The organism is Pseudomonas spelaei (genome assembly GCF_009724245.1).
Lineage (GTDB): Bacteria > Pseudomonadota > Gammaproteobacteria > Pseudomonadales > Pseudomonadaceae > Aquipseudomonas > Aquipseudomonas spelaei.
In genome coordinates this window covers 250,505-268,436 of record NZ_WNNK01000004.1, presented here as the reverse complement: position 1 = coordinate 268,436, position 17,932 = coordinate 250,505, and the positions used below count along the sequence as shown (strand labels likewise).

The 17,932-nt window shown below is 60.1% G+C and carries 19 protein-coding genes and 1 pseudogene; 12 read left to right on the top strand and 8 right to left on the bottom strand.

Features of this window, described 5'->3' with window-relative positions; all coding sequences use genetic code 11:
• Positions 1-40: 40 nt before the first annotated feature.
• The gene (locus GNF76_RS07115) at positions 41-1,606 is read left to right on the top strand and encodes a phospholipase D family protein (RefSeq protein WP_155582457.1); all 1,566 of its coding nucleotides are present in this window, start codon (positions 41-43) and stop codon (positions 1,604-1,606) included.
• Here the strand turns inward: GNF76_RS07115 and GNF76_RS07110 are convergent.
• Positions 1,603-2,745 (bottom strand): MFS transporter, encoded by a 1,143-nt coding sequence (locus GNF76_RS07110; RefSeq protein ID WP_155582456.1) that lies wholly within the window; start codon positions 2,743-2,745, stop codon positions 1,603-1,605. The two genes, GNF76_RS07115 and GNF76_RS07110, sit on opposite strands and share 4 nt — an antisense overlap.
• 150 nt (positions 2,746-2,895) lie before the next feature.
• The gene (locus GNF76_RS07105; RefSeq protein WP_155582455.1) at positions 2,896-4,389 is read right to left on the bottom strand and encodes an aldehyde dehydrogenase; all 1,494 of its coding nucleotides are present in this window, start codon (positions 4,387-4,389) and stop codon (positions 2,896-2,898) included.
• Between the two features lie 229 nt (positions 4,390-4,618).
• Between GNF76_RS07105 and GNF76_RS07100 the strand changes: the two genes are divergently transcribed.
• Complete coding sequence (locus tag GNF76_RS07100; protein ID WP_155582454.1) at positions 4,619-4,981, top strand: cupin domain-containing protein; 363 nt, start codon at positions 4,619-4,621, stop codon at positions 4,979-4,981.
• Positions 4,982-5,075: 94 nt separating this feature from the next.
• Positions 5,076-5,282, top strand: a complete 207-nt coding sequence (locus tag GNF76_RS07095; protein WP_155582453.1) for a hypothetical protein — start codon at positions 5,076-5,078, stop codon at positions 5,280-5,282.
• Between the two features lie 70 nt (positions 5,283-5,352).
• Here the strand turns inward: GNF76_RS07095 and rpmG are convergent, their stop codons facing one another.
• Both rpmG and rpmB read right to left on the bottom strand, forming a co-directional pair.
• The gene (gene rpmG, locus GNF76_RS07090) at positions 5,353-5,508 is read right to left on the bottom strand and encodes a 50S ribosomal protein L33 (RefSeq protein WP_003176906.1); all 156 of its coding nucleotides are present in this window, start codon (positions 5,506-5,508) and stop codon (positions 5,353-5,355) included.
• Between the two features lie 11 nt (positions 5,509-5,519).
• Positions 5,520-5,753, bottom strand: a complete 234-nt coding sequence (gene rpmB, locus GNF76_RS07085; RefSeq protein ID WP_154741347.1) for a 50S ribosomal protein L28 — start codon at positions 5,751-5,753, stop codon at positions 5,520-5,522.
• A gap of 458 nt (positions 5,754-6,211) precedes the next feature.
• Here rpmB and GNF76_RS07080 point away from each other — a divergent pair, with 458 nt between their 5' ends.
• Positions 6,212-7,804, top strand: a complete 1,593-nt coding sequence (locus tag GNF76_RS07080) for an ABC transporter substrate-binding protein (protein WP_155582452.1) — start codon at positions 6,212-6,214, stop codon at positions 7,802-7,804.
• 28 nt (positions 7,805-7,832) lie between these two features.
• Here GNF76_RS07080 and radC read toward each other — a convergent pair whose 3' ends face one another.
• Positions 7,833-8,507 (bottom strand): RadC family protein, encoded by a 675-nt coding sequence (radC, locus tag GNF76_RS07075; RefSeq protein WP_155582451.1) that lies wholly within the window; start codon positions 8,505-8,507, stop codon positions 7,833-7,835.
• Positions 8,508-8,637: 130 nt separating this feature from the next.
• Here radC and coaBC point away from each other — a divergent pair, with 130 nt between their 5' ends.
• The 4 genes and pseudogenes from coaBC to argB all read left to right on the top strand — a co-directional run bounded on the left by coaBC (position 8,638) and on the right by argB (position 12,891).
• Positions 8,638-9,846 carry a bifunctional phosphopantothenoylcysteine decarboxylase/phosphopantothenate--cysteine ligase CoaBC gene (coaBC, locus tag GNF76_RS07070; RefSeq protein ID WP_016970585.1) on the top strand — a complete coding sequence of 403 codons (1,209 nt, stop codon included), beginning with the start codon at positions 8,638-8,640 and terminating at the stop codon, positions 9,844-9,846.
• 5 nt (positions 9,847-9,851) lie between these two features.
• Positions 9,852-10,307 carry a dUTP diphosphatase gene (dut, locus tag GNF76_RS07065; protein WP_155582450.1) on the top strand — a complete coding sequence of 152 codons (456 nt, stop codon included), beginning with the start codon at positions 9,852-9,854 and terminating at the stop codon, positions 10,305-10,307.
• Between the two features lie 250 nt (positions 10,308-10,557).
• A pseudogene (locus GNF76_RS07060) lies at positions 10,558-11,964 on the top strand (phosphomannomutase/phosphoglucomutase); the annotation flags it as partial.
• Positions 11,965-11,985: 21 nt separating this feature from the next.
• Complete coding sequence (gene argB, locus GNF76_RS07055; RefSeq protein WP_003213275.1) at positions 11,986-12,891, top strand: acetylglutamate kinase; 906 nt, start codon at positions 11,986-11,988, stop codon at positions 12,889-12,891.
• A gap of 166 nt (positions 12,892-13,057) precedes the next feature.
• On the opposite strand, the gene pyrE is transcribed toward argB, so the two are convergent.
• Positions 13,058-13,702: an orotate phosphoribosyltransferase gene (gene pyrE, locus GNF76_RS07050; protein ID WP_155582448.1), complete on the bottom strand. Its 645-nt coding sequence runs from the start codon at positions 13,700-13,702 to the stop codon at positions 13,058-13,060.
• Positions 13,703-13,784: 82 nt separating this feature from the next.
• On the opposite strand from pyrE, the gene GNF76_RS07045 reads away from it, so the two are divergent.
• Entirely contained in the window at positions 13,785-14,564 is a 780-nt protein-coding gene (locus tag GNF76_RS07045; protein WP_003176915.1) for an exodeoxyribonuclease III, read from the top strand.
• 64 nt (positions 14,565-14,628) lie between these two features.
• Here GNF76_RS07045 and GNF76_RS07040 read toward each other — a convergent pair whose 3' ends face one another.
• Positions 14,629-14,997, bottom strand: a complete 369-nt coding sequence (locus GNF76_RS07040; RefSeq protein WP_155582447.1) for a DUF4870 domain-containing protein — start codon at positions 14,995-14,997, stop codon at positions 14,629-14,631.
• A 22-nt stretch (positions 14,998-15,019) separates the two neighbouring features.
• Positions 15,020-15,742: a ribonuclease PH gene (gene rph / locus GNF76_RS07035; protein ID WP_155582446.1), complete on the bottom strand. Its 723-nt coding sequence runs from the start codon at positions 15,740-15,742 to the stop codon at positions 15,020-15,022.
• A 242-nt stretch (positions 15,743-15,984) separates the two neighbouring features.
• Here rph and GNF76_RS07030 point away from each other — a divergent pair, with 242 nt between their 5' ends.
• The 3 genes from GNF76_RS07030 (at position 15,985) to rpoZ (ending at position 17,910) form a co-directional block, all read left to right on the top strand.
• A complete protein-coding gene (locus tag GNF76_RS07030) occupies positions 15,985-16,848 on the top strand; it encodes a YicC/YloC family endoribonuclease (RefSeq protein ID WP_155582445.1) in 864 nt (287 codons plus the stop codon).
• A 10-nt stretch (positions 16,849-16,858) separates the two neighbouring features.
• Positions 16,859-17,479 (top strand): guanylate kinase, encoded by a 621-nt coding sequence (gene gmk / locus GNF76_RS07025; protein WP_155582444.1) that lies wholly within the window; start codon positions 16,859-16,861, stop codon positions 17,477-17,479.
• 167 nt (positions 17,480-17,646) lie between these two features.
• The gene (gene rpoZ / locus GNF76_RS07020) at positions 17,647-17,910 is read left to right on the top strand and encodes a DNA-directed RNA polymerase subunit omega (RefSeq protein ID WP_003176920.1); all 264 of its coding nucleotides are present in this window, start codon (positions 17,647-17,649) and stop codon (positions 17,908-17,910) included.
• Positions 17,911-17,932: the final 22 nt, after the last annotated feature.

Here is a 17,932-nt window from a genome sequence, read left to right as displayed (position 1 = left end):
ATATGCCGACAACCGCCCAGCTTGGGAACCGACATCCTTGATGACCCAACGGCTTTTACCGCTTTTTCTGCTGGGCGTCTTGGGTCTGGGCGGCTGCGCCACCGTGGATGCACCGCGCACCCCAAGCGATGCCATTCCCGCCACGCAATCCGCCTTCGGCCGCTCGATTCAGGCCCAGGCCGCGCCTTATCAAGGGCGCTCCGGCTTTCGCCTGCTCCCCAACAGCAGCGAAGCCTTCATGGCCCGCGCCGAACTGATCCGCAACGCCCAGAGCAGCCTCGACTTGCAGTACTACATCGTCCATGACGGCATCAGCACGCGGATGCTCGTGGATGAACTGCTCAAGGCCGCCGACCGGGGCGTGCGCGTGCGCATCCTGCTGGACGACACGGCCAGCGACGGCCTGGACCAAATCATTGCCACCCTCGCCGCCCATCCGCAGATCCAGATTCGCCTGTTCAACCCTCTGCACCTGGGCCGCAGCACCGGGGTGACGCGCGCCATGGGTCGGCTGTTCAACCTGTCGCTGCAACACCGGCGCATGCATAACAAATTGTGGCTGGCGGACAACAGCGTGGCCATCGTCGGTGGGCGTAACCTGGGGGATGAGTATTTCGATGCCGAACCCAACCTGAACTTCACCGACATCGACATGCTCAGCGTCGGTCCGGTGGCCGAGCAGTTGGGGCATAGCTTCGATCAGTACTGGAACAGCGCCCTGAGCAAACCCATTGGCGACTTCATCTCCAACGCACCGTCGACAGCAGACTTGGCCACCGCCCGCCTGCGCCTGGCGGACTCTCTCGCCGAGTCCCGCCAGCAAAACCATGCCCTGTACAACCGCTTGAGGACCTACAAGACCCAGCCGCGCATGGACATCTGGCGCCGCGAGTTGATCTGGGCCTGGAACCAGGCACTGTGGGACGCGCCGAGCAAAGTCCTGGCCAAGGCCGATCCTGATCCACAGTTGCTGCTGACCACGCAGTTGGCGCCGGAACTGCAGGGCGTCGATCATGAACTGATGATGATTTCGGCCTACTTTGTGCCTGGGCAACCCGGCCTGGTGTACCTGACCGGTCGTGCCGACGCCGGGGTGTCGGTGAGCCTGCTGACCAACTCGCTGGAAGCCACTGACGTGCCGGCGGTCCATGGTGGTTACGCGCCCTATCGCAAGGCCCTGCTGGAACACGGGGTGAAGCTTTATGAATTGCGCCGCCAACCGGGAAAGGGCGGCGGCAGTGGCCCCCATCTGTTTCGCAGCGGCTTGTTGCATGGCTCCGATTCCAGCCTGCACAGCAAGGCGATGATTTTTGATCGTGAAAAATCGTTTATCGGCTCGTTCAACTTCGACCCCCGCTCAGTACTCTGGAACACCGAGGTCGGGGTGCTGGTGGACAGTCCGGAACTGGCCAAGCACGTACGCAACCTGGCGCTGGAAGGTATGGCACCAGAGTTGAGCTATCAGGCGAAACTGCAGGATGGCCAAGTGGCGTGGGTGACTGAAGATAACGGCCAGTTGCACACCCTGACCCGGGAACCGGGAACGTGGTGGCGCCGGTTCAATGCCTGGTTCGCCACCACCGTAGGCCTGGAACGCATGCTTTAGGCCGGTTGGGTTGCGCCAAATGCACCCTGGCGCAGCAACAGCACCACCAACCCCAACGCGCCCGCCGCCATCAATAACGGCAAGGCATGCCCGCTGATCCACTGGCTGCCCGCGCCGGCCGCCAGTGGTCCGATCAAGCAGCCAATTCCCCACAGTTGCGCAATATGGGCGTTGGCGCGCACCAGCGCATCGTCACGATAGCGCTCGCCGATCAGAATCAACGACAAGGTGAACAAGCCACCGGCACTGGCGCCGAACAGCACCCACACTGGCCAGATCAGCAGCGTATCCATCAGTACCGGAATCGCCAGGCTCGACGCCAGCAACAGCAGCGCACAGCCGAGAAACAGGGTGCGCCGGGGCAGGTAATCCGCCAGTGCACCGATAGGCAATTGCAACAGCGCATCACCCACCACCACGGTACTGACCATGGCGAGGGCAATCTCGGCGGTAAAGCCTTGCTGCAAGCAGTACACCGGCAGCAGCGTAAGAATCATCGCTTCGAAGGCCGCGAACAAGGCGACAGCCCAGGCAATCGCCGGCAAGCCTCGACAAAAATTCAGCAAGTCGCCAAAGGTTACGCTGAAGGATTCTGCGGTCGGCGCCCCTGAACGGCCCAGCAGCAAGATCGGCGAAAGGGTCAACAATCCCACACCGACCCAGATGCCCGCATCGTTATCAGTCCCCAGGACGCCCAACAGCAACGGCCCCGACAGTTGGCTCAAGGCATAACTGCTGCCGTACAGTGCCACCAGCCGACCGCGCCACCGCTCGATGACTAGCTGGTTGATCCAGCTCTCACCGAGGATAAACACGATGGTGAGAACCACGCCGATCAGCAACCGCAGCAACAGCCACAGCGGATAGCTAGGTAGTACCGCGAGCAAACCGATAGAGATCGCTCCGGCCCACAGGCACAAGCGCATCAGGTTCGCCGTGCCCAAGCGTGAAGCCAACCGGCTGGAGACCTTGGCGCCCAGCAATACGCCGAAGGCTGGCATGGCCGCCATTACGCCAATGGCAAAGCTGCCATAGCCCCAACTTTCCAGGCGCAGGGACACCAGCGGCATGCTCACGCCCAAGGCGAGGCCGACGCTCAGTACCGAGGCCAGGACGGCGAAGTAAGTCGCCCAACGCATTTCCACGCTCCTGTGGAGGATTATTTTGTAGACACCAGAAAACACTGTGGGAGCCGGGCTTGCCCGCGATGCAGGCACCTCGGTGTGTCAGTCACACCAAGGTGATGCTATCGCGGGCAAGCCCGCTCCCACAGGGATCGTGAGTGCTACTTACAACTTGATCCAGGTCGCCTTCAGCTCGGTGTACTTGTCGAACGCGTGCAGCGACTTGTCGCGACCGTTACCCGACTGCTTGAAACCGCCGAACGGCGCGGTCATGTCGCCGCCATCGTATTGGTTGACCCACACGCTACCAGCGCGCAGCGCCTTGGCGGTCAGGTGAGCCTTGGAGATATTCGATGTCCACACCGCAGCGGCAAGGCCGTATTGGGTGTCGTTGGCAATCTCGATGGCTTCTTCCACGCTGTCGAAGGCAATCACCGACAGTACTGGACCGAAGATTTCTTCCTGGGCGATCCGCATGGCGTTCGTCACACCGTCGAAAATCGTTGGCTCGACGTAGGTACCGCCCGTTTCCTGCAATATGCGTTTGCCACCGGCCACCAGCTTGGCGCCATCGCCATGCCCGGCTTCGATGTACGAGAGCACGGTGTTCATCTGCTGGGTATCCACCAAGGCGCCGACCGTAGTGGCCGGGTCCAGCGGGTTGCCTGGCTTCCAGCCCTTGAGAGCCTCGATCACCAGGGGCAGGAATTTGTCCTTGATCGAACGCTCCACCAGCAGGCGCGAGCCGGCGGTACAGACTTCGCCCTGGTTGAAGGCGATGGCGCCGGCGGCGGACTCGGCAGCCGCTTGCAGGTCCGGCGCATCGGCAAACACGATGTTCGGGCTCTTGCCGCCAGCTTCCAGCCAGACACGCTTCATGTTCGATTCGCCGGAACGGATCAGCAGTTGCTTGGCGATCTTGGTGGAGCCGGTGAACACCAGCGTATCGACGTCCATATGCACCGCCAAGGCGTTACCCACGGTGTGGCCGTAGCCCGGCAGCACGTTGAGTACACCTTTTGGAATACCGGCTTCAACCGCCAGGGCGGCGATACGGATGGCGGTCAGCGGCGATTTTTCAGACGGCTTGAGGATCACCGAGTTACCAGTGGACAGCGCCGGCCCGAGTTTCCAGCAGGCCATCATCAGCGGGAAGTTCCACGGCACGATGGCGCCGACCACGCCAACCGGCTCACGGGTCACCAGACCCAATTGGTCATGGGGGGTGGCGGCGACTTCGTCGTAGATCTTGTCGATGGCCTCGCCGCTCCAGCTCAGGGCTTGCGCCGCGCCGGGGATGTCGATGTTCAGGGAGTCACTGATGGGCTTGCCCATGTCCAGGGTTTCCAGCAACGCCAGCTCTTCGGCATTGGCCTTGAGCAGTGCGGCGAAACGGATCATGGTGGATTTGCGTTTGCTCGGCGCCAGGCGCGACCAGACGCCGGAATTAAAGGTGGCGCGAGCATTTTCAACGGCGCGCTGGGCGTCGGCGACGTCACAGCTGGCAACGGTGGTCAGCAGCCGGCCATCGACCGGGCTGACACATTCGAATGTCTCGCCGGAAACGGCAGCGGTGTATTCGCCATTGATGTAGGCGCGACCTTCGATCTTCAGATCCTTGGCGCGTTGTTCCCAGTCGGCACGGGTCAGGGTGGTCATGCGAGTGTCCTCCTCTTATTGAATACAAAGGGCCTGGTGAGTATCAGGTACCTTCACAGAATGCTTGCCCGGCCAGCCATCTGTTCGGCTCAAGGCACCCGCCACCCTAAACCAGCGGCCGGGGATGTTTCAATATATTTGACATAACTGTCGTAAACACCCTTGCGATGTTCATTTTAATAAACATAGACTTTGGCCATTCCAACCGCAGGCCAGACGGGACACGCTCATGAACATTCAGAATATCGTCGACTTCAGCCAGGCCAAGACCGAGCCTGATCGCTACCGTCCGGCCGCGGAAAAAATCCTCAAGGGCGACCCCGAACAAACCATTTACAACCACTACAACAGTCCATGTGGCCAGATGAGCGCCGGGGTCTGGGAAGGTGAGGTCGGGCAGTGGAAGGTCAACTACAGCGAGCATGAGTACTGTGAGATCGTCCAGGGCGTTTCGGTACTGCGCGATGCCGACGGCAATGCCAAGACGTTGCGCGCGGGTGATCGCTTCGTGATTCCAGCGGGCTTTACCGGCACCTGGGAGGTATTGGAGACGTGCCGCAAGATCTACGTAGTGTTTGAAGAGAAGGCCTGATTTATCTACCTCCCCGGCCCATCGACCCTGCGCGACTCTGTTGCGCTGCCTTGAGCCCAAGGCAGCGCAACAGATCAACACAGCAGGAGGCAGCATGACCCGGCTTACCGATGAACAGGTAATCGACGATTTTCAGCACATCATCGGCCAAACATACTCACAGGCCATACTTCACGAGGTGCAGCAGGAAAGTGGTCGCCCAGTGCGGGCTGGCCACTACGGCACCACCGACTATTGCCCGGAGCGGATCAACCTGGAAATGGATGATCAGGACGCCATAACAGGCATCACCTTTGGCTGACAGCCTTTACACCAGACAAAAAAAAGCCCGCATCGTGAGATACGGGCTTTTTTACAAGAAAGAAAACCAATTACTTGATTTTGCCTTCTTTGTAGATCACGTGCTTGCGAACGCGCGGGTCGAACATTTTCTTTTCGAGCTTGTCCGGGGTAGTACGCTTGTTCTTGTCGGTAGTGTAGAAGTGACCAGTACCGGCGCTAGAGATCATTCGAATCAATTCACGCATGATATAGCTCCTTAGATTGTGCCGGCGCGGCGCATTTCTGCGAGCACGACAGTGATGCCACGCTTGTCGATGATGCGCATGCCTTTGGCAGATACGCGCAGACGGACAAAACGTTTCTCTTCTTCAACCCAAAAGCGATGATGCTGCAGGTTCGGCAGGAAACGACGACGGGTTTTGTTGTTTGCGTGGGAAATGTTATTCCCAGTCACCGGACCCTTACCGGTAACTTGACAGACTCTCGACATGCCTCAGCCCTCTAAAACCACATGCCCAACCCGGCATGGGTTGGCCGCTTAATCTCTCAGTCATTTGGCGCCAGGCGCCGCGTTTCTTTAGGGTCTTACCGGCTACACCTACAAGCGAAGGAACCGGGCCCCTAGAAAAGAGCGCTGCTTTATACCAGAAAGACCCCACTGCAACAACAGGCCGTGTGTTTTTACCCACCTAAATCTTACCCATGAACGCCTGAGCCGTTGCCAGGATGGGCTGCTGTAGAAGCTGACCGCTCGTCGCACAGAATGATTTACAGCGCCTGCGCGTACCGCAAGGCGTCGGGCAAAACGACCTGAAGCGCCATCAAAACAGCATTTGAGCCAAAAGCACAGGCAAAAATGGGGTAGTCATTTATCAATCAGCCTACTACGGTAGGCGTTTTCCAGACTGCACTCGCAGATGGGCCTTCGATCTGCAAAGGAAACCGAATATGCGCCTCGCTGCCCTACCGCTATTGCTAGCCCCTCTTTTTATTGCCTCCCAGGCCCTGGCGGCCACCACTCTGAGTGTCTGCACCGAGGCCAGCCCCGAAGGGTTCGATGTGGTGCAATACAACTCGCTGACCACCACCAACGCCTCAGCGGACGTGCTGATGAACCGCCTGGTGGACTTTGATGCCGCCAGCGGCAAAGTGGTCCCGAGCCTGGCGGACAGTTGGGAAGTATCGCCCGACGGCCTGGCGTACACCTTCAAGCTGCACCCGGACGTGAAATTCCATCGCACCGAGTATTTCAGCCCAAGCCGCTCGCTGACCGCCGAAGACGTGCGTTTCAGCTTCGAGCGCATGCTGGACCCGGCCAACCCATGGCACCAGGTCGCCCAGAGCGGCTTCCCCCACGCACAATCCCTGCAATTGCCTGCTCTGATCAAGAAGATCGACGCGCTGGACCCACTGACCGTGCGCTTCACCCTGGATCATGCCGACTCCACCTTCCTGGCCACGCTGAGCATGGGTTTTGCCTCGATCTATCCGGCGGAATACGCCGATAAACTGCTCAAGGCCGGCACCCCGGAAAAACTCAACAGCCAACCCATCGGCACCGGGCCGTTCATCTTCGGGCGCTTCCAGAAAGACGCATCCATTCGCTACAAGGCCAACCCGGACTATTTCGCCGGCAAACCTGCTGTGGATAACTTGATCTTTGCGATTACCCCGGACGCCAACGTGCGACTGCAGAAGTTGCGCCGTGACGAATGCCAGATCGCCCTGTCACCCAAGCCGCTGGACATCAGGGCGGCCCAGCAGGACTCCACGCTCAAAGTGGAAAAAACGCCCGCCTTCATGACTGCATTTGTCGCCATCAACAGCCAGCATCCGCCGCTGGACAAGCCACAGGTGCGCCAGGCGATCAACCTGGTCTTCGACAAGGCCAGCTATGTCAAAGCCGTATTTGAAGACACCGCCGAACCCGCCAATGGCCCTTACCCGCCTAACACGTGGAGTTACGCCAAGGACTTGCCGGGTTACCCCCACGACGTCGCCAAGGCCAAGGCATTACTGGCGCAGGCCGGGCTCAAGGACGGTTTCAAGACCACTATCTGGACTCGCCCGTCGGGCAGCCTGCTGAACCCCAACCCCAGCCTGGGTGCGCAGTTGTTGCAGGCAGACCTCGCGCAAGTCGGCATCCAGGCGGAAATTCGCGTGATCGAATGGGGCGAACTGATCCGTCGCGCCAAGGCGGGCGAGCACGACTTGTTGTTCATGGGCTGGGCCGGCGACAACGGCGACCCGGATAACTTCCTGACCCCGCAGTTCTCCTGTGCAGCAGTGAAATCGGGCACCAACTTCGCCCGCTATTGCGACCCGGGCCTGGACAAGTTGATCAGTGCCGGCAAGACCACCAGCGAACAGGGTGTGCGCAGCAAGCTCTACCAGCAGGCCCAGACGCAAATCCAGCAACAGGCGCTGTGGCTGCCACTGGCACACCCGACGGCCTTTGCCCTGACGCGCAAGAATGTCGAGGGGTATCAGGTCAGCCCGTTTGGACGCCAGGATTACGCGAAGGTCAGTGTCAAGCCGTGACACCCCTTTGGGGCCGGTCCGCCGGCCCCTATATCCATCCGTACTCTGCCATCGATAACGGATCACCGTCCCCCACGATAATGTGATCCAACACCCGCACATCCACCACTTCCAGGGCTTTTTGCAGCAGCTTGGTCAATTTTCGATCAGCCATGCTCGGCTCGGCGCTGCCGGAGGGATGGTTGTGGCACAGAATCAGCGCGGCGGCGTTGTAGGCCAGTGCACGCTTGACCACTTGCCTGGGGTAGACCGTGGCGTTGTCGATAGTCCCTTGAAACAACGCCTCGAAACCCAGCACCCGATGCCTTGAGTCGAGGAACAGGCAGCCGAAGATCTCGTGGGGCTCATGGCGTAATAGCGCCTTGAGGTAATCACGCACGGCGACCGGGTTCTCCAGTACCGAGTCACTGCGCAGGCGCTCGGCCAAATGGCGCCGGCCCATTTCCAGTACCGCCTGGAGCTGGGCGAATTTTGCCGGGCCTAAACCCAGATGCTGACTGAAAACCACCTGCTTGGCCTCCAGCAGCGAGCGCAAGCTGCCAAATTGCGCCAGCAGGTGCCGCGCCAGGTCCACCGCACTTTTCCCGGACACCCCGGTCCGCAAGAAAATCGCCAACAGTTCGGCATCGGAAAGACTTGCCGCACCCAGCTCCAAAAGCTTCTCCCGTGGACGCTCCGCCACAGGCCAATCACGAATACTCATAGCACCTCCGTGTGCACGCGCACCGCTGTTGCGGCGCGGACGCTGTGTTATCTTAGGCCATCTTTTTGCGTGCGATTTCACCTGGGGAGGGGGCATCGCAACGCCATCACTGAACTGGAAAGGCAAGCCAATGCAGCGTCTGTATCGGAAACGCATCGTTCTCGGCGTCGGCGGCGGTATTGCCGCCTACAAGAGCGCAGAGCTGGTTCGCCGGCTCCTGGACCAAGGCGCGGAAGTGCGCGTGGTCATGACCCGTGGCGGCAGCGAGTTCATTACCCCGCTGACCATGCAAGCGCTGTCCGGCCACCCGGTTCACCTGGACCTGCTGGACCCGGCGGCCGAAGCTGCCATGGGCCATATCGAACTGGCCAAATGGGCCGACCTCGTCCTCATCGCCCCGGCCACCGCCGACCTGATCGCCCGCCTGGCACAGGGCATTGCCGACGACCTGCTGACCACCCTCGTGCTGGCCACTGACGCCACCGTCGCCATTGCCCCGGCCATGAACCAGGCCATGTGGCGCGATCCGGCCACCCAAGCCAACACTCAACTGCTGCAAAGCCGTGGCCTCAAGGTCTTCGGCCCGGCCTCCGGCAGCCAAGCCTGTGGCGATGTGGGCATGGGCCGCATGCTCGAAGCTACCGACCTCGCACTGTGTGCCGCCGAGTGCTTCCAGCACCTGGCCCTGACCGGCAAGCACGTATTGATCACCGCCGGCCCGACCCAGGAAAATATCGACCCGGTGCGCTACATCACCAACCATAGCTCAGGAAAAATGGGCTTTGCCCTGGCCGAAGCAGCGGTGGAGGCAGGCGCCCGTGTAACCCTGATCACCGGCCCGGTGCACCTGCCGACACCGGATCGAGTCACCCGCATCGACGTAGTCAGCGCCCGCGACATGCTCGCGGCCTGCGAAGCGGCGATTCCCTGCGACCTGTTTATCGCCTCGGCAGCGGTAGCGGACTACCGCCCGGAAGTCGTTGCACCACAGAAGCTCAAGAAAGACCCTACAAGCGGCGACGGCCTGCTCCTGCAAATGGTCCGCAACCCGGACATTCTGGCGACGATTGCCACGCGACCGGATCGTCCGTTCAGCGTCGGCTTCGCCGCAGAAACCGAGCACCTGCTGGACTACGCCGCGCGCAAATTGAAAGACAAAAACCTCGACTTGATCGTTGCCAATGATGTCGCCAACCCGAGCATCGGCTTCAACAGCGAGGAAAACGCCTGCAGCGTGATCGACCGCGACCTGCACGCCACCCTTTTCGCCCAGACCAGCAAGGGCAAGATTGCCCGCCAACTGATCTCTTTTATCGCCCAACGGCTGAACCAGGTTTAATTTCCATGCACGCTTTGCAAGCCAAGATCCTCGACCCTCGCATCGGCAACGAATTCCCGCTGCCGGCCTACGCCACGACAGGCTCCGCCGGCCTCGACCTGCGCGCCATGCTCAAGCAGGACACCGTTCTGGAGCCCGGCCAGACCTTGCTGATCCCTACCGGCCTGTCGATCTACATCGGTGATCCAGGCCTCGCCGCGCTGATCCTGCCACGCTCCGGCCTGGGTCATAAACACGGCATCGTCCTGGGCAACCTCGTTGGCCTGATCGACTCCGACTACCAAGGCGAGCTGATGGTCTCCTGCTGGAACCGTGGCCAGACCGCGTTCAACATCGCCGTCGGCGAGCGCATTGCTCAGTTGGTGCTGGTACCCGTAGTGCAGGCGCACTTCGAACTGGTCGAAGAGTTCGACGAAACCCAGCGCGGTGCTGGCGGTTTCGGACATTCCGGCAGCCACTGACTAAGCTGAATCAGGCTGGGTGCCTTGTCCGGCCTGACGCCACCGCATGGCGTTTCAGGAGGAAGAATACGCGGAACCGATCAGGAAAATTTCTCCAGCGAAATCAAGGTATTAAGCGGAAGACAGCATAGAGTTCAGGCGCCGATGGCACTTTTGCACCACGAACTCTATGCCAGAAACGCCGTCTTACCCTTCAGTTTGAGCCTGCCGGTCACCACTAAGGCCAGCCCTGCCCCTTATCAATGGAGTTTCCCCCGCCATGAGCAACGCAGCCAAAGTCGCACCGACATTTCCCGACAGCATTTTCCGCGCCTATGACATCCGTGGTGTCGTCCCCAAGACCCTGACTGCCGAAACCGCCTACTGGATCGGCCGCGCCATTGGCTCCCAGAGCCTGGCCCAGGGCGAGCCCAATGTTTCCGTTGGCCGCGATGGCCGCTTGTCGGGCCCCGAGCTGGTTGAGCGACTGATCCAGGGCCTGGCAGACAGTGGCTGCCACGTCAGCGACGTCGGCCTGGTGCCAACGCCTGCCCTGTACTACGCCGCCAATGTACTGGCCGGCAAGTCGGGCGTGATGCTCACCGGCAGCCACAACCCGTCGGACTACAACGGTTTCAAGATCGTCATCGCTGGCGACACCCTGGCCAACGAACAGATCCAGGCCTTGCACACTCGCCTGAAGACCAACGACCTGACCAGCGGCGCAGGCACCGTTACCAAAGTCGACATTCTTCAGCGCTACTCAGACAAGATTACCAGCGACATCAAACTCGCCCGCCGCCTGAAAGTGGTGGTGGACTGCGGCAACGGCGCGGCCGGGGTGATCGCCCCGCAGCTGCTCGAAGCCTTGAACTGTGAAGTGATCCCACTGTTCTGCGACGTCGACGGCCACTTCCCGAACCACCACCCGGACCCGGGCAAGCCCGAGAACCTGGTAGACCTGATCGCCAAGGTCGAGGAAGTCGGCGCCGATCTCGGCCTGGCCTTCGACGGCGACGGCGACCGTGTCGGCGTGGTGACCAATACCGGCAATATCGTGTTTCCGGACCGCCTGCTGATGCTGTTCGCCCGTGACGTAGTCGCCCGCAACCCTGGCGCCGAGATCATCTTCGACGTCAAATGCACCCGTCGCCTGACACCGCTGATCAAGGAATACGGCGGTCGTCCGCTAATGTGGAAGACCGGTCATTCGTTGATCAAAAAGAAAATGAAGGAAACCGGTGCCCTGTTGGCCGGCGAAATGAGCGGTCACGTGTTCTTCAAGGAGCGCTGGTACGGTTTTGACGACGGCATTTACAGCGCCGCCCGCCTGCTGGAGATCCTCAGCAAGGAAAAATCCACCGCCGAAGACCTGTTTGCCACCTTCCCGGATGATATTTCTACGCCAGAGATCAATATCCATGTGACCGAGGAGAGCAAATTCAGCATCATTGACGCCCTGCACGATGCGCAATGGGGCGAAGGCGCCAACCTGACCACCATTGATGGTGTGCGAGTCGATTACGCCAAAGGCTGGGGCCTGGTTCGCGCGTCCAACACCACACCGGTGCTGGTACTGCGTTTCGAGGCGGATACCGAGGCTGAGTTGCAGCGCATCAAGGACGTGTTCCACGCCCAGTTGAAACGTGTTGCCCCTGATCTCCAATTACCGTTCTGATTTTTTGCACCGGAGCCCTGAATGACCCTCGAACGCGAAGCCGCTGCCAATACTGCCAAGGTCCTTTCCGAAGCGTTGCCTTACATTCGACGCTACGTCGGCAAGACGCTGGTGATCAAGTACGGCGGCAATGCCATGGAAAGCGACGAGCTGAAAACCGGCTTTGCTCGCGATATCGTGTTGATGAAAGCCGTCGGGATCAACCCGGTGGTGGTGCACGGTGGCGGCCCGCAAATCGGTGACCTGCTCAAACGCCTGTCCATCGAGAGTCACTTCATCGACGGCATGCGCGTCACCGACGCGCAGACCATGGACGTGGTGGAAATGGTCCTCGGCGGCCAGGTGAACAAAGACATCGTCAACCTGATCAACCGTCACGGCGGGAGCGCCATCGGCCTGACCGGCAAAGATGCCGAACTGATCCGGGCGAAGAAGCTCACCGTGACCCGCAAGACCCCGGAGATGACCCAACCGGAAATCATCGACATCGGCCAGGTGGGCGAAGTGATCGGCATTAACACCGACTTGCTGAACCTGCTGGTCAAGGGTGATTTCATTCCGGTGATCGCGCCTATCGGTGTGGGCGCCAATGGCGAGTCCTATAACATCAACGCCGACCTGGTGGCCGGTAAGGTAGCCGAGGCGCTGAAGGCCGAAAAACTGATGCTGCTGACCAACATCGCCGGCTTGATGGACAAGGAAGGCAAGGTCCTGACCGGCCTGACCACCCAACAGGTCGACGACCTGATCGCCGACGGCACCATCTACGGCGGCATGCTGCCGAAGATCCGTTGTGCACTGGAAGCGGTGCAAGGCGGCGTCGGCAGTTCGCTGATCCTGGATGGTCGCGTGCCGAATGCGATCCTGCTGGAAATCTTCACTGATACGGGCGTGGGTACGCTGATCAGCAATCGCAAGCGTCCTTAAAGCGCTGAAAAACAAAAGGCCCCGCTCAATCAGATTGAGCGGGGCCTTTTGTTTGCACACGATCCAAATGTGGGAGCTGGCTTGCCTGCGATGACGGCAGCACATCCAACAAATATGTCGCCTGACCCACCGCTATCGCGGGCAAGCCCGCTCCCACATGAGTTTTCTAGACGCCGAATTGCTCGCGATATGCACGAACAGCTGGCAAATGCTGCTTGAGCTGCGGATCATCTTCCAGGAACTGCAACACCTGGTTCAGCGACACGATGCTCACCACCGGAATCCCGAAGTCACGCTCCACTTCCTGGATTGCCGACAACTCACCGTTGCCGCGCTCCTGGCGGTTCAACGCGATGAGCACGCCGGCAGCCTTGGCGCCGTCCTGGGAGGCGATGATCTGCATCACCTCGCGAATCGCCGTACCGGCGGTGATCACGTCGTCGATGATCAGCACATTGCCCTTGAGCGGGGCACCCACCAGGCTACCGCCTTCGCCATGGGCCTTGGCTTCCTTACGGTTGAAGCACCATGGCAGATCCTGACCATGATGCTCAGCCAGCGCTACGGCAGTCGCGGCGGCCAAAGGAATACCTTTGTAGGCCGGGCCAAACAGCACGTCGAAGGAAATACCGCTTTCAACGATGGCCGCTGCGTAGAAACGACCCAGTTGCGCCAAGGCAGAACCCGAGTTGAACAGGCCGGCGTTGAAGAAGTACGGGCTGGTGCGCCCCGACTTGAGAGTGAACTCACCGAAGCGCAAAACCCCGCGATCGATGGCAAAACGAATGAAATCGCGTTGATACGCCTGCATGAAAAAAGCCTCAGATACCACGGATTTAGCTAATTAGGTAGACGGCGTGTATCATACACGCACGCGATTTTTGGGGCCATTTATGCGGATCATCAGTGTGAACGTCAATGGTATTCAGGCGGCAGTCGAGCGTGGTTTGCTCAGTTGGCTGCAAGCACAGAATGCCGACGTCATCTGCCTGCAGGACACCCGCGCCTCCGCCTTTGAACTGGACGACCCAGCCTTCCAACTGGATGGCTACTTCCTTTATGCCTGTGATGCCGAAGTCCCTGCCCAAGGTGGCGTGGCTTTGTATTCGCGGTTGCAACCCAAGGCGGTCATCAGCGGCCTCGGCTTCGAGACAGCCGACCGCTACGGGCGCTACCTGCAAGCCGATTTCGACAAGGTCAGCATCGCGACCTTGCTGCTTCCATCAGGGCAGAACGGCGATGAAGACTTGAACCAGAAGTTCAAGCTAATGGACGATTTCGCCCGTTATCTGGATAAACAGCGACGCAAACGTCGCGAGTACATTTACTGTGGCTCGCTGTACGTGGCGCAACAGAAGCTGGATATCAAGAACTGGCGCGACAGCCAGCAATCCCCGGGCTTCCTGGCGCCAGAACGCGCCTGGATGGACGAGATTGTCGGCAACATGGGCTATGTAGATGCCCTGCGCGAAGTCAGCCGCGAAGGCGACCAGTACAGCTGGTGGCCAGACAACGAACAGGCTGAGATGCTCAACCTGGGTTGGCGTTTCGACTACCAGTTGCTGACCCCAGGCCTACGCCGGTTCGTGCGCAGTGCACGCCTGCCGCGCCAGCCGCGCTTCTCGCAACACGCGCCACTGATCGTGGACTACGACTGGACCTTGACCATCTAAGGTCGATTCCAGGATGCAAAAAAGCCGACATCGCTGTCGGCTTTTTTGTGGGTGCCTGCTGGAGCTATTTGACCAGCCGCCAGGTAAACGGGTACCGATAAGGTATGCCCTGATTGGCCTTGAGCCCACCGATAATGGTCAGCACCAAGGCTGCGATCAACACAAACGCCAGCAGCGCAAAGCCAATCAATACAAACATCAGCAGGTAGCAAATCGCCGATGCGATGGCCACGGTGATCTGGAAGTTCAGCGCTTCCTTGCCCTGATCGTCGATGAACGGGTCCATCTCACGCTTGACCTGCCACAGGATCAACGGCCCCAGCAGGTTGCCGAACGGAAACCACATCCCCAGAAACGCCGCGAAGTGACAGAGCATCGCCCACTGGCGAACTTCCTGGCTCGGCGTTGGCAATGGAAGTTGACTGTCACTCATGACGCTTCTCCTTGAGGCCGGCTTAGTCAGCCAGTGCAGCGGTCTGCAGTTCGAACAGTTCGGTCATGCCTTTCTGGGCCAAGGCCAGCATGGCGTTCAGCTCGTGCGGCTGGAACGGCGCGCCTTCGGCAGTGCCCTGGACTTCGATGAAACCACCGGAACTGGTCATGACCACGTTCAGGTCGGTCTCGGCGGCCGAGTCTTCAAGATAGTCCAGATCCAGCACTGGCTCACCCTGATACATACCCACCGAAACAGCAGCGATCATCTGCTTGAGTGGATCACCGGCTTTCAGGCCACCACGCTTCTTGATGACTTTCAAGGCATCGGCCAGAGCAACCATGGCACCGGTGATGGACGCGGTACGGGTGCCGCCGTCGGCCTGGATCACGTCGCAGTCAACGTACAGGGTCACGTCACCCAGCTTGGACATGTCCAGCGCTGCGCGCAGGGAACGACCGATCAGGCGCTGGATTTCCAGGGTACGGCCGCCTTGCTTGCCGCGGCTGGCTTCGCGCTGGTTACGCTCGCCGGTGGCGCGGGGCAGCATGCCGTATTCGGCGGTCAACCAACCTTGGCCCTGACCCTTGAGGAAACGCGGCACGCCATTTTCGACGCTGACGGTGCAGATAACCTTGGTATCGCCAAACTCGACCAGTACAGACCCCTCGGCGTGTTTGGTGTAGTTGCGGGTGATGCGGATCGAGCGGAGCTGATCGGCAGCGCGACCACTTGGACGTTTCATAGGGAACACCTGTACTGAGGACGAAAAACTGCCGAGCATTATAGAGCTGCCAGCCGCGCGTGGGCACTTCTAAAAAATCCAGTTACGAAGCAGCGCTCTGAACCGAACCTGCCACCCTTTGTCACGCCCACTGTTTGGGGGCGTACGCCTCGTTGCGCTACAATCCTGCGCCTTCGCAGCCTGTCGGCTTCAATCTATCCATCAGCCCGCCTGTTTGCGGGACTGCATCGCGAGGTACCTCCATGGTGCACAGCATGACCGCCTTCGCCCGCGTCGAAAAAGCAGGCGTCCAAGGCACCCTGAGCTGGGAGTTGCGCTCGGTCAACAGCCGCTATCTGGAACCCCACTTGCGCCTGCCGGAGTCCTTTCGCGATCTCGAAGGCGCGGTCCGTGAAGCGTTGCGCCAGGGCCTGTCCCGCGGCAAGCTGGAATGCACCCTGCGTTTTACCGAGGAAACCACCGGCAAGCCGTTGCAGGTTGACCGCGACCGCGCCGCGCAACTGGTGGCTGCTGCCGAAACCATCGCCAGCCTGATCAAGCAGCCTGCTGCGTTGAACCCCCTCGAAGTCCTGGCCTGGCCTGGCGTGCTGGTGGCCGATGCCACTGACCCGCAAGCCCTGAATGCCGAAGCCCTGGCGCTGTTCAATCAAGGTTTGAAGGAACTCAAGGCTGGCCGCGAGCGTGAAGGCGCCGAGCTGGCCCGCCTGATCAACGAACGCCTGACGTCCATCGAAGAAGATGTTGTCACCCTGCGCGAGCTGGTGCCGCAGATGCTGGCCACCCAGCGCCAGAAGGTCCTCGACCGCTTCGCCGACATGCAGGCCGAGCTGGATCCGGTGCGCCTGGAGCAGGAAATGGTCCTGCTGGCGCAAAAGAGCGACGTCGCCGAAGAGCTTGACCGCCTGAGCACCCACATCCTGGAAGTACGCCGCGTGCTCAAGTCCGCCGGTGCCGCCGGTCGGCGCCTCGATTTCCTGATGCAGGAACTCAACCGCGAAGCCAATACACTGGGCTCCAAGGCTTTCGACCCGCGCAGTACCACGGCGGCGGTCAACCTCAAAGTGTTGATCGAGCAGATGCGCGAACAAGTACAGAATATTGAGTAAGGCAACCCCCATGACCCACAGCACTGGCACCCTGTACATCATTTCCGCCCCCTCGGGCGCGGGCAAGAGCAGCCTGGTCAAGGCCCTGACCGACGCCGATCAGGAGATCCGCGTCTCGGTCTCCCACACCACCCGCGCCATGCGCCCCGGTGAAGTGAACGGCGTGAACTACCACTTCGTCGAACGCAACGAGTTCGTGAAGATGATCGAACACGGGGACTTCCTCGAGCGCGCCGAGGTGTTCGGCAATCTCTACGGCACCTCCCAAAGCCACCTGCAGCAGACCCTGGACGAAGGCCACGACCTGATCCTGGAAATCGACTGGCAGGGTGCCGAGCAAGTGCGTCAACTGATGCCCAAGGCTCGCTCGATCTTTATTCTGCCGCCGTCCCTTGAGGCCCTGCGCCAGCGCTTGAACAACCGTGGCCAGGACAGCGACGAAGTCATCGAAGGCCGCATGCGTGAAGCCGTCAGCGAAATGAGCCATTACGTCGACTACGACTACCTGATCATTAATGACGATTTTGCCCAGGCCCTGGACGATCTGAAGGCAATTTTCCGCGCCAATCAGCTCCAGCAGAAACGCCAGCAACAGCGTTTTGGCAAATTACTGGCCGAATTGCTCGGCTGACAGGCTCTTCCCAAAACCGCTGCAAGGGCTTTACATTGGCACTTGTAGCGCGGTTGAGGCAGGCCCTTGAAAATCAGCGCTTCCCTAAACGCTGGTGATTTTTTAAACTGTTCAGTCCGCTCGCCCAACCGGGCAGCGCGCATATTGCATTCGCTCCGAGGAATACCATGGCCCGCGTAACCGTTGAAGACTGCCTAGAACACGTGGATAACCGCTTTGAGCTGGTCATGCTCTCTACCAAGCGTGCCCGTCAACTGGCTACCGGCGGCAAAGAGCCCCTGGTCCAGTGGGAAAACGACAAGCCTACCGTTGTAGCCCTGCGTGAAATCGCTGAAGGCCTGATGAGCTACGAGTTCATCGCCAACGCCGAAATCGTTGAAGACGAACCGCTGTTTGCAGCGTTCGAGGACGAGTCCAACGAGGCCGTCTAAGCCTATGCCTGGTCGACGTAGC

What these genes read in the sequence shown, in the direction of transcription:
- GNF76_RS07115 (WP_155582457.1), top strand. Translation starts at nt 41, where the DNA reads ATGACCCAACGGCTTTTACCGCTTTTTCTGCTGGGCGTCTTGGGTCTG.
- GNF76_RS07110 (WP_155582456.1), bottom strand. Translation starts at nt 2,745, where the DNA reads ATGCGTTGGGCGACTTACTTCGCCGTCCTGGCCTCGGTACTGAGCGTC.
- GNF76_RS07105 (WP_155582455.1), bottom strand. Translation starts at nt 4,389, where the DNA reads ATGACCACCCTGACCCGTGCCGACTGGGAACAACGCGCCAAGGATCTG.
- GNF76_RS07100 (WP_155582454.1), top strand. Translation starts at nt 4,619, where the DNA reads ATGAACATTCAGAATATCGTCGACTTCAGCCAGGCCAAGACCGAGCCT.
- GNF76_RS07095 (WP_155582453.1), top strand. Translation starts at nt 5,076, where the DNA reads ATGACCCGGCTTACCGATGAACAGGTAATCGACGATTTTCAGCACATC.
- rpmG (WP_003176906.1), bottom strand. Translation starts at nt 5,508, where the DNA reads ATGCGTGAATTGATTCGAATGATCTCTAGCGCCGGTACTGGTCACTTC.
- rpmB (WP_154741347.1), bottom strand. Translation starts at nt 5,753, where the DNA reads ATGTCGAGAGTCTGTCAAGTTACCGGTAAGGGTCCGGTGACTGGGAAT.
- GNF76_RS07080 (WP_155582452.1), top strand. Translation starts at nt 6,212, where the DNA reads ATGCGCCTCGCTGCCCTACCGCTATTGCTAGCCCCTCTTTTTATTGCC.
- radC (WP_155582451.1), bottom strand. Translation starts at nt 8,507, where the DNA reads ATGAGTATTCGTGATTGGCCTGTGGCGGAGCGTCCACGGGAGAAGCTT.
- coaBC (WP_016970585.1), top strand. Translation starts at nt 8,638, where the DNA reads ATGCAGCGTCTGTATCGGAAACGCATCGTTCTCGGCGTCGGCGGCGGT.
- dut (WP_155582450.1), top strand. Translation starts at nt 9,852, where the DNA reads ATGCACGCTTTGCAAGCCAAGATCCTCGACCCTCGCATCGGCAACGAA.
- argB (WP_003213275.1), top strand. Translation starts at nt 11,986, where the DNA reads ATGACCCTCGAACGCGAAGCCGCTGCCAATACTGCCAAGGTCCTTTCC.
- pyrE (WP_155582448.1), bottom strand. Translation starts at nt 13,702, where the DNA reads ATGCAGGCGTATCAACGCGATTTCATTCGTTTTGCCATCGATCGCGGG.
- GNF76_RS07045 (WP_003176915.1), top strand. Translation starts at nt 13,785, where the DNA reads ATGCGGATCATCAGTGTGAACGTCAATGGTATTCAGGCGGCAGTCGAG.
- GNF76_RS07040 (WP_155582447.1), bottom strand. Translation starts at nt 14,997, where the DNA reads ATGAGTGACAGTCAACTTCCATTGCCAACGCCGAGCCAGGAAGTTCGC.
- rph (WP_155582446.1), bottom strand. Translation starts at nt 15,742, where the DNA reads ATGAAACGTCCAAGTGGTCGCGCTGCCGATCAGCTCCGCTCGATCCGC.
- GNF76_RS07030 (WP_155582445.1), top strand. Translation starts at nt 15,985, where the DNA reads ATGGTGCACAGCATGACCGCCTTCGCCCGCGTCGAAAAAGCAGGCGTC.
- gmk (WP_155582444.1), top strand. Translation starts at nt 16,859, where the DNA reads ATGACCCACAGCACTGGCACCCTGTACATCATTTCCGCCCCCTCGGGC.
- rpoZ (WP_003176920.1), top strand. Translation starts at nt 17,647, where the DNA reads ATGGCCCGCGTAACCGTTGAAGACTGCCTAGAACACGTGGATAACCGC.